Raw genomic sequence first — 8,643 nt, 5'->3', positions numbered from 1 at the left:
CTGATTGTGGTGTCGCCGCGTTTCGGCACGGTGTCGCCCTGGGCTTCCAAGGCGACCGATATTGCCCACAACTGCGGTCTGGCGGTGCGCCGGGTGGAGCGGGTGCTGGAGTACCGTGTGACGCTCAAAGCGGGTTTGCTGAGTAAACCGAGCCTGCTTGATGCGCAACTGGCGCAGATTGGCACCCTGCTGCATGACCGCATGACCGAGAGTGTGATGTTTGACCGCGCTGTTGCGCTGGGCCTGTTCACCGAGTTGTATCCTGCACCCATGGCGCATGTGGACGTTTTGCAAGGCGGCAAGGCGGCGCTGGAGTCGGCCAACACCACTTTTGGCCTGGCGCTGTCGGTGGACGAGATCGACTATCTGGAAGCGGCCTTCAAGCAGCTCGGCCGCAACCCCAGCGATGTCGAGCTGATGATGTTCGCGCAGGCCAATTCCGAGCATTGCCGCCACAAGATCTTCAACGCCAAGTTCACCGTCGACGGCGCCCTGCAGCCGCTGAGCTTGTTCGGCATGATCCGCAACACCGAGAAGCTCAGTCCTCAGCACACCATCGTGGCCTACTCGGACAACTCGTCCATCATGGAAGGCCATGTGATCGAGCGCTGGATGCCGGCCGGTGACGAACGCGCGCCACAGTATCAGGCGCGCGAGGAAACCGCCCATGTTTTGATGAAGGTCGAGACCCACAACCACCCGACCGCGATCTCGCCGTTTCCGGGTGCCTCGACCGGCGCCGGCGGCGAGATCCGCGACGAGGGTGCCACCGGCCGCGGCGCCAAGCCCAAGGCCGGCCTGACCGGTTTCTCGGTCTCGAACCTGCGTCTGCCGGGCTTGAGCGAGCCTTGGGAGCAAGCCGATATCGGCAAGCCCTCGCACATCGCCAGCGCGCTGCAAATCATGATCGAGGGGCCTTTGGGTGGTGCCGCCTTCAATAACGAATTCGGCCGCCCGGCCTTGGCCGGTTATTTCCGCGTCTACGAGCAGGAAGTCGATGGCGTGCAACGCGGTTATCACAAGCCCATCATGATTGCCGGCGGCCTGGGAGCGATCCGCAGCGACCAGACCCACAAGATTGAATTCCCGGCCGGCTCGCTGTTGATCCAGCTCGGCGGCCCCGGCATGCGCATCGGCATGGGCGGCAGCGCTGCGAGCTCGATGGCGGCCGGCACCAACACGGCCGACCTGGACTTCGACTCGGTGCAGCGCGGTAACCCCGAGATCGAGCGGCGTGCGCAGGAGGTCATCAACCATTGCTGGGGTCTGGCCGAGCGCAACCCGATTTTGGCGATCCACGACGTCGGCGCCGGCGGTATCTCGAATGCCTTCCCCGAGTTGGTCAATGACGCGGGTCGGGGCGCGCGCTTTGATTTGCGCAAGGTGCCGCTGGAGGAGTCCGGCCTGGCGCCCAAGGAAATCTGGTGCAACGAGAGCCAGGAGCGCTATGTCTTGGCGATAGCGCCCGGCAGCCTTGAGTTGTTCACCACGATGTGCGAGCGCGAGCGCTGCCCATTTGCCGTCGTCGGCGTGACGACCGAGGCGCGTGAATTGATCTTGGAAGATGGGCCTGAAGGCGAGCGCGCCATCGACATGCCGATGGAGGTTTTGCTGGGCAAGCCGCCCAAGGTGCACCGCGACGTGACCCGCGTCGCGCGCGACGGCGGCGTGCTGGCTTTGACCGGTGTCGATCTGGCCACCGTGGCGCTGGACGTGCTGCGTCACCCGACCGTCGCGTCCAAGCGCTTTTTGATCACCATCGGCGACCGCACCGTTGGCGGCCTGAATTCGCGCGACCAGATGGTCGGCCCCTGGCAGGTGCCGGTGGCCGACTGCGCGGTCACGCTGGCCGACTTCAAGGGCTTTGCCGGCGAGGCCTTTGCGATGGGTGAACGCACGCCGTTGGCGGCCGTCAATGCAGCCGCCAGCGGGCGCATGGCGGTGGCCGAAAGCATCACCAATTTGCTCGCCGCACCGATCGAGTTGCCGCGCGTCAAGCTGTCGGCCAACTGGATGGCGGCTTGCGGCGAGCCGGGCGAGGACGCTGCGTTGTTTGACACCGTCAAGGCGGTCGGCATGGACTTGTGCCCTGAGCTGGGCATCTCGATCCCGGTCGGCAAGGATTCGCTGTCGATGCGCACGCGCTGGTCAGATGCTAACGGCGCGGTTCAGCAGGTCACCGCGCCGGTGTCGCTGATCATCACCGCCTTCGCGACGATCCAGGATGTCCGGGCCACGCTGACGCCGCAGCTGCGTACCGATCAAGGTGACACCAGCCTGATCCTGGTCGACCTCGGCGCCGGCCAGCACCGCATGGGCGGCTCCATCCTGGCGCAAGCGCTGAATCAGTTCGGCGGCCCCGTGCCCGATCTGGACGACGCCGCACAGTTGAAGAGTTTGGTCAATGCCGTCAACGAGTTGCGCGCTTCGGCCAAATTGCTGGCTTATCACGACCGCGGTGACGGCGGCCTGTGGGCGACGGCCTGCGAGATGGCATTTGCCGGCCATGTCGGCGTCAGCCTGAATGTGGACATGCTGATCACCGAGGGCGACGGCGTCAGCGACAGCCGCGCCGACACCGGCGACGCCAAGAACTGGGCGGGGCAGGTGAGCGCCCGCCGCGAGGAGCTGACGCTGAAGGCCTTGTTCAACGAAGAGCTCGGCGTCGTCTTGCAGGTGCGCACCACGGACCGCGACGCGGCGCTGCAGGTTTTGCGCGCGCATGGGCTGTCCAAGCTCAGCCATGTGGTGGGCAAACCCAATGGCAATGGCTGCATGGAAGTCTGGCGCGACGCGAAGAAGGTCTTCAGCGCGCCCCTCGAAACCTTGCACAAGGTTTGGGACCAGGTCTCCTGGCGCATCAATCAGCTGCGCGACAACCCGGCCTGCGCCGACAGCGAACATGCGCTGACCGGCTTGGCCAGTGACCCCGGCCGCCATGTGCATCTGAGCTTTGATCCGCAAGAGGATGTGGCCGCGCCGTTCATCAATGTCGGCGCCAAGCCCAGACTAGCCATCCTGCGCGAGCAGGGCGTCAATTCGCATGTCGAGATGAGTTATGCGATGGCCAAGGCCGGCTTTGATACCTATGACGTGCACATGAGCGATCTGCAGTCCGGCGCAGTCACCCTTGCGCAGTTCAAGGGTTTCGTGGCCTGCGGCGGCTTCAGCTACGGCGACACCCTGGGTGCCGGCGAAGGCTGGGCCCGCTCGGTGATGTTCAACCCGGTCTTGGCCGAGCAGTTCAAGGCCTTCTTCGCGCGCCAAGACAGCTTCGCTTTGGGCGTCTGCAATGGCTGCCAGATGATGGCCGCACTCTCACCCATCATCCCCGGCGCACAAGACTGGCCCAAGTTCACGCGCAACAAGAGCGAGCAGTTCGAGGCCCGCTTGGCGATGGTCGAGGTGCTGGACAGCCCCAGCCTGTTCTTCAAGGGCATGGCAGGCTCGCGGCTGCCAATCGCGATCGCGCACGGCGAAGGTTTTGCCGACTTCTCGCAGCGCGGTGACTCCGCAAAAGTAGCGCGCGCCATGCGCTTCGTCGACCATCACGGCCAGCCGACCGAGACCTATCCGCTCAACCCCAACGGCAGCCCCGACGGCCTGACCTCGGTGACCACCGCCGACGGCCGCTTCACCGTCTTGATGCCGCACCCGGAGCGCGTGTTCCGCAATGTGCAAATGAGCTGGACCTCGGGCGGCATCAGCGAGCTGAGCCCGTGGATGCGGATGTTCCGCAACGCCCGCCGCTGGGTGGCTTGATCTAAGGAGCCACGAAAGGCAGCCGCATCACAAAGCGGCTGCCCGCTCCCCATTCGCTGTGCAGCTCGATCTGGCCGCCCAGGATGCCGGTGACGATGTTGTAGACGATATTCAGGCCCAGGCCGGTGCCGCCGGCGCCCATCTTGGTGGTGAAGAAGGGATCAAACGCGCGCCGCCTCACTTCGGCCTTCATACCGCTGCCGTTGTCGGCGACGATCAGGGTGAAGTGGCTGTCATCCACTGCCTCCGCCTGGATGGAGATGCGCGCAGCCGCCAGCCTGCCGTCAAACGCATGCAAGCTGGCATTGAGGATGAGGTTGGTCAGGACTTGACCCAGCGGGCCGGGGAAGCTGTCCAGCTGCTGCGCCGGCGTCAGCGACACCTCGACCGTGACCTCGATACCCGCCTTGCGCAGCTGGCTGCGCAACAGGCTCAGCACATCGCCCACCACCGATTGCAAGCCGAAGCGACGCCGCTGCGCCGAGGTTTGGTCGACCGAAATTTGTTTGAAATGCGCCACCAACTCATTCGCGCTGGCCATGCTGCGCAACATGATGCTGCTGGCCGTTTGCGCATCAGTCAGATAGGCTTCGAAGGCCGAGCGGCGCAGCTGGCCGGCCTCGAAGTTGGCCCGCATCTGCTGGGTCAGGTCATCCAGCGTGGAGGCGGTGGTCAGGCAATTCCCCAGCGGCGTGTTCAACTCATGCGCGATGCCGGCCACCAAGGAGCCTAAAGCCGCCATTTTTTCCGAACGCAGCAACTCGTCTTGGGCGCGGCTCAGCGTACTCAGCGCCAACGTCAACTCGGCCGTGCGGTGCGCGACGCGCGATTCCAGCTCGGCGTTCAGGCCCGCCAGCTCACGCTGGGCACGTCGCTGGGCGCTGATGTCACGGGCCAGCCCCAAAAAGCCACTGACCTCGCCGCTCTGCGTCAGCACCATGCTGATGGTCAGCGAAACTTCCAAGTGGCTGCCATCGCGCCGCACATAGGTCCAGACCCGCGTGTCGCTGCCGTTGCGACGGGCCGGCTCTTCAAAAACTTCAAAGCCGCTGATGGTTCGGCCGTAGAGCCGGCTGAGCTCGGCGGCGCGGGCAGCGATCTCGTCGGCAAGATGGAAGCAATGCGGTGACTGGCCCAGCATCTCGGCTTCCGCGTAACCCAGCATCTGCTCGGCACCGCGGTTGAACAAGTTGATCCGGCCCTGCTGGTCGGTGGCGACGATGGCGAACTCCTGCGCCGCGTTCAGCACCGCCTGCAAGCGGTCCAGGGCCAGCGTCAAGGCGGCCTTGGATTCGCGCAAATCCGCCTCGGCCAGCTTGCCCGCGGTGATATTTCGGCCTGTGCCGCGGTAGCCTTTGAAGCGGCCCGCCGCGTCGAACACGGCCGCGCCTGAAATGCTCACGTGCCGCAAACTGCCATCCTCCGCATACTGTGCGTATTCGAAACTACGGAACGATTGATGCTGCTCGACCGCCGCAATATGGGCGCTCCAGTCGGTGCCGGGCGCCAGGGCCGGCGACTCCCAGCGTTTGAGCCCTAACAGCTGCGGGCTGCCGACTTGGGTGGAAGCTTCGGTCGAGCGTGAGGTGAAGCTCAAGCGGAAGTGCTCGTCCTGCTCCCAGACCCAGTCCGCCGACAGGTCGGTCAGGCTGCGAAAGCGCGACTGCGCGGCCTCCAGCTCCGCCTGGGTGCGCAGGCCTTGGGCTATTTGCTGCGCCAAAATTTGGTTCTGCGCCAGCAACATGCGGCGTCGGTAAACCAGCAGAGCCACCAGCGCGCTCAAGGCCAGGCTGACCAAGAGGCTGGCCGCAAACTCCACGTTATAGACTTTGGAGCGCCAGCTGAGTGGCGTGTGGGGCACGGCCGCGATGGACCAGGTGGCGCCCGGTAACTGCACCGACTGCTGCACCGCCGTTGGCAGCGCCGCCAAGCCGGGGTCTCCCCAGACCGGCGCACCCAAGGTCTTGCGGTCAATCTGCAGCTGAAACACCGCCAGCCGCCAGCTCGGGTGCGGGGCTAGGCCGGCCGCCTGCACAAACTCATCCTTGTCCGCGACCACCGAGATCACACCCCAGTAAACATGGCGTTTTGTGCCGCTGGCGTCCTGGATCGGCAGGAACACCGGCGTGCGCTGGATCAGCCCCAAACCGCCCTGTACCAACTTGACCGGGCCGACCAGCAAGGACTCTCCGTTGGCCCGCGCGGCCTGCACCTGGGCGTATTGGACCGGAATGTCGCGGTAGCGCAGATTCAGCACCGCCTCATTGCCTGCCAGTGGATAGACATAACGAGCAATGTCATCGGGCGCGGTGACGATGCTGCGCACCTGGGGCAGCAGGTTGACAACGCGCCGGTTGAGCGCCTCGAACCTGTCGTTGGAGATGCCACCGTCGAGTTGAATCATCGCCTCCAGCCCGACGGTGGGGCTGAAGGTCGCCTGCGCCACTGCCTCCAGGCGGGTGCGGATGGCGCTCAACTCATGGTTGACCAGGGCCTGCTCGCTGCTCACCTGCTGGGCCTGGCGCGCCAGAGCCAAGACGCTGGACAAGAGGGCAGCGCCCAAGCCCGTCAACAACGCGGGCCAATAGGCCAGCAGACTGAAGGGTAGGGCGGTGCGTGCCAACACTGCGGCGTCAGCGGCTTGGACCTCGCTTGGGGTTTGACTCATGCTTGTGACCGCTGCTGCCCACTCTGAATTTGACCTGCTTTGACGGTAACACAGGGGCTGGATTGGGCATCGCTTTAGACTGTGCGCCTTTGAGTCGACGAGATCCCGCCGCGTGTCCGCCCCTGCAAGCACTCTCCAACCTCGCCACCCCCGCCTCGACGCGCTGCGCGGCGCCGCCATCGTCTGGATGGCCGGCTTTCATTTAGTCTTCGATTTGAATCATTTCGGCTGGATTCGTCAGGACTTTTACCGTGATCCGTTCTGGACCGGTCAGCGTACTTTGATCGTCAGCCTGTTCCTGCTCTGCGCCGGCCTGGGCCAGGCCCTGGCTTTGCATCAGCGCTTGAGCTGGCCGCGCTTTTGGCGCCGTTGGGGCCAAGTGGCGGGCTGCGCTGCGCTGGTGTCGCTGGGCTCTTGGCTGATGTATCCGCGCAGCTTCATCAGCTTTGGCGTACTGCACGGTATGGCCGTGATGCTCTTGCTGCTGCGTTGGCTAGGCCCGCGGCTGTCGATACGGGCCTGCTGGCTGCTCGGCGCGGCGGCGCTGCTGGCGCCTTGGGTTTGGAGCCATCCTTTCTTTGATACGCGCTGGACCAACTGGCTGGGCCTGGTCACGCACAAGCCGATCGCCGAAGACTACGTGCCGGTGCTGCCCTGGATTGGCGTGCTGCTGTGGGGCTTTGCCTTGGGGCGCTGGCTGCTGCTCAAATACCCGCATGTGCTCAGCGCCGCACTGCCGGACGCGCTGTCGCCACTGGCCTGGTTGGGCCGCTGGTCGCTGACTTTCTACATGCTGCACCAGCCGGTTTTGATTGGATTGCTGACGCTTGCCGCTACGATGCGAGGATGAGCTCCAACAAAATTCTTTTCGGCTTTCATGCCGTCACCGTGCGCCTGAAGACGCACCCCACCTCGATCAGCGAAATCCATTACGACACCAGCCGGCGCGACCAGCGCATGCGGGCGTTTGTCGAGCGCGCCCGCGACGGCGGCGCCAAGCTGATCGACAGCGATGATGAGCGCCTGGCCAAGATCGCCGGCACCACCCGCCACCAAGGCGTGGTTGCCAAGGTGACCGCGCTGGCGATGCCGCAGTTTCTTGATGACGTGATCGAAACCATTGAGGGCATGCCCTTGGTGCTGGTGCTGGACGGCGTCACCGATCCGCACAACCTGGGTGCCTGCTTGCGCGTCGCCGACGGTGCCGGCGCTCATGCGGTGCTGGCGCCCAAGGACCATGCGGTGGGCCTCAACGCCACCGTCGCCAAGGTCGCCAGCGGCGCGGCCGAGACCGTGCCTTATCTGATGGTCACCAACTTGGCGCGCTCGCTCAAAGAGCTGAAGGAATACGACATCTGGGTGGTCGGCACCTCGGATCAAGCCGAAAAATCGATCTACGAGCTGGACCTGAATCGCCCGGTCGCCTTCGTCTTGGGTGCCGAGGGTGACGGCCTGCGTCAGCTGACCGCCAAGACCTGCGACGAGCTGGTGCGCATTCCGATGCAGGGTTCGGTCGAGAGCCTGAATGTGTCGGTGGCGGCGGGTGTGTGCTTGTTCGAAGCGCTGCGCCAGCGCACCACTTCATCATCAAACCAAGCGTCAAAACCATGACCGTCATCGAAGTTCAACACCCCCTGGTCAAACACAAGATCGGCCTGATGCGCGAGGCCGACATCTCGACCAAGAAGTTCCGCGAATTGACCGGCGAGGTCGGGCGTTTGCTGGCCTATGAGGCGACCGCCGATTTCCCGCTCGAAAAAACCACCATCAATTGCTGGAGCGGCGCTACCGAGGTCGACCAGATCGCCGGGCGCAAGGTCACCGTGGTGCCGATTCTGCGAGCTGGCTTAGGGATGATGGACGGCGTGCTGGACATGATCCCTAACGCCAAGATCAGCGTGGTCGGGCTCGCCCGCGACCATGAGACCTTGCAGCCGGTGCACTATTTCGAGCGCTTTGTTGGCCAGCTGGACGAGCGCACCGCCCTGATCGTTGACCCGATGCTGGCGACCGGCGGCTCGATGATCGCAACCATTGATTTGCTCAAGAAACGCGGTTGCAAGGACATCCGCGCGCTGGTGCTGGTGGCGGCCCCCGAAGGCGTGGCCGCGCTGGCCAAGGCGCACCCCGATGTGCGCTGCTGGACGGCGGCGATCGACAGCCACCTGAACGAAGTCGGCTACATCATCCCCGGCCTGGGCGATGCCGGCGAC

General features: G+C 64.6%; 5 protein-coding genes. 4 read left to right on the top strand and 1 reads right to left on the bottom strand.

Annotation, left to right across the window (positions count from 1 at the left end; translation table 11 throughout):
* Positions 1 to 3,762 (top strand): phosphoribosylformylglycinamidine synthase (gene purL / locus RMO57_RS05335; protein ID WP_310384916.1); only part of this gene is annotated, 3,762 nt, incomplete at its 5' end.
* Position 3,763: 1 nt separating this feature from the next.
* On the opposite strand, the gene RMO57_RS05330 is transcribed toward purL, so the two are convergent.
* Positions 3,764 to 6,430: a PAS domain S-box protein gene (locus RMO57_RS05330; RefSeq protein ID WP_310384915.1), complete on the bottom strand. Its 2,667-nt coding sequence runs from the start codon at positions 6,428 to 6,430 to the stop codon at positions 3,764 to 3,766.
* Positions 6,431 to 6,542: 112 nt separating this feature from the next.
* On the opposite strand from RMO57_RS05330, the gene RMO57_RS05325 reads away from it, so the two are divergent.
* From RMO57_RS05325 to upp, 3 genes are all read left to right on the top strand, one after another.
* Entirely contained in the window at positions 6,543 to 7,280 is a 738-nt protein-coding gene (locus tag RMO57_RS05325) for a heparan-alpha-glucosaminide N-acetyltransferase (protein WP_310384913.1), read from the top strand.
* Positions 7,277 to 8,041, top strand: a complete 765-nt coding sequence (gene rlmB / locus RMO57_RS05320; RefSeq protein WP_310384912.1) for a 23S rRNA (guanosine(2251)-2'-O)-methyltransferase RlmB — start codon at positions 7,277 to 7,279, stop codon at positions 8,039 to 8,041. The genes RMO57_RS05325 and rlmB overlap by 4 nt, the downstream gene beginning before the upstream one ends.
* The coding region (upp, locus tag RMO57_RS05315) for a uracil phosphoribosyltransferase (protein ID WP_310384910.1) at positions 8,038 to 8,643 on the top strand (606 nt) is incomplete at its 3' end. The genes rlmB and upp, both read left to right, overlap by 4 nt.

It is taken from the genome of Roseateles sp. (assembly GCF_031397715.1).
Taxonomy (GTDB): domain Bacteria; phylum Pseudomonadota; class Gammaproteobacteria; order Burkholderiales; family Burkholderiaceae_C; genus Paucibacter_A.
This window is presented reverse-complemented; position numbering and strand designations above follow the sequence as displayed.

Coding starts and splice junctions, on each gene's coding strand:
- RMO57_RS05330 (WP_310384915.1), bottom strand. CDS start 6,430: ATGAGTCAAACCCCAAGCGAGGTCCAAGCCGCTGACGCCGCAGTGTTG.
- rlmB (WP_310384912.1), top strand. CDS start 7,277: ATGAGCTCCAACAAAATTCTTTTCGGCTTTCATGCCGTCACCGTGCGC.